At 39.4% G+C, this 1,278-nt stretch carries 1 protein-coding gene; it reads right to left on the reverse strand.

Features of this window, described 5'->3' with window-relative positions:
• Window positions 1-37: 37 nt before the first annotated feature.
• Window positions 38-1,200, reverse strand: a protein-coding gene (locus tag M3630_RS30415) for an IS3 family transposase (RefSeq protein ID WP_251254661.1) whose coding sequence is annotated in 2 segments (ribosomal slippage) — window positions 38-927 and window positions 927-1,200 — 1,164 coding nt in all. Because the reading frame shifts where the segments join, the coding sequence is not laid out codon by codon here.
• Window positions 1,201-1,278: the final 78 nt, after the last annotated feature.

A 1,278-nucleotide genomic window follows, 5' to 3' on the forward strand; every position in this document is an offset into this window, starting at 1 on the left:
TGGACTGACCCTAATTAATGAGACGTTGAAAAAGCACCTAGGCTACCTGTTTCCCATACTCGTATGGAGACAGGTAGTTCAATTTTTCCTGAATTCGATCTTGGTTATAAAAACAGATGTAATTTTCCACTTTTTCCATTACCATTAGGTTTGTTAGGATCTCTCTTTTTGGAGAGGCGAATTCTTCCGACTTTAGCGAGGAGTGGAAGGATTCAATGACGGCATTATCATGGCAATTTCCCTTTCGGGACATGCTCGTGGTAATGCTTTTTTCTTTTGCTTTGTTTTGAAATGCGTATGAAGTATAAACTGATCCTTGATCGCTATGGAGAAGGACACCAGCTGCCTCTCTAGTATCTATTGCTTCCTCTAAGGTCTCCAGCACCAAAGAAACATCTTGTCGGTCACTTATTCTGTAAGCAATGATCTCGTTGTTATATAAATCCATGATCGTAGATAAATACAACATGTTTTGACCGTAAGGTAAATACGTAATATCCGTTACCCACTTCTCATTTGGTTTAGAAGCAGTAAATTGTCGGTTAAGTTCATTTGCTACAATAATCTTCGTTTCCCCGTTGATGAACGACTTACGCTTTGGCTTGATACGGCATTGAAGGTTTTTCTTTTGCATAATCTTTTGGACCGTCTTACGATTTACATATATGTTATAATTACGATCCAGTAAGGCACGTATCTTTCTATGGCCGAAACGATAGCGATATTTTTGGCACAACTGCTCGATTAAAGAATCAAGTTCTGTTTCCTTATTTTTAAGTTTGGCTCTCCAACGATAGTAGGTCGCCCGTGGCACACCAAACAGTTTAAGGACATCCGCGGTAGAGGTTCTTCCCCGAAAGCTCTCTACAACCTCAATTAATTTTGATTTTTCCACCCCCTCTGTAGTTCCTGATACTTTTTTAAGACTTCAATTTGCAACTCCAATTGGCGAATTTTTAAATCCCTTTGCGCTATCCCATCTAAGTGATCTGAACAACTTTTTCCATACTTATATTGCTTGCCTACAGGTTGGGAAAATCGATGTGTTTCACCATTCCGGTACCACTTCATCCAGGTCTTAATTTGCTTTACGTCCCTAATCGCTAACTGTTCTAAAATCTCTTTATTTGAAATGCCTGCTTGCTTCATCTTTACCACTTGCCATTTTACTTCTTCTGGGTAATGCACTCTTGTGCCCATTAAAGAAGCACCTCCTTAGAATCATATTTGGAATACGATTCAGGAGGTGCTTTTTCCTTGTCTCAATTTACTGGGTCA

The organism is Brevibacillus sp. MER 51 (assembly GCF_023714195.1).
In the GTDB taxonomy this organism is placed as follows: domain Bacteria; phylum Bacillota; class Bacilli; order Brevibacillales; family Brevibacillaceae; genus Brevibacillus.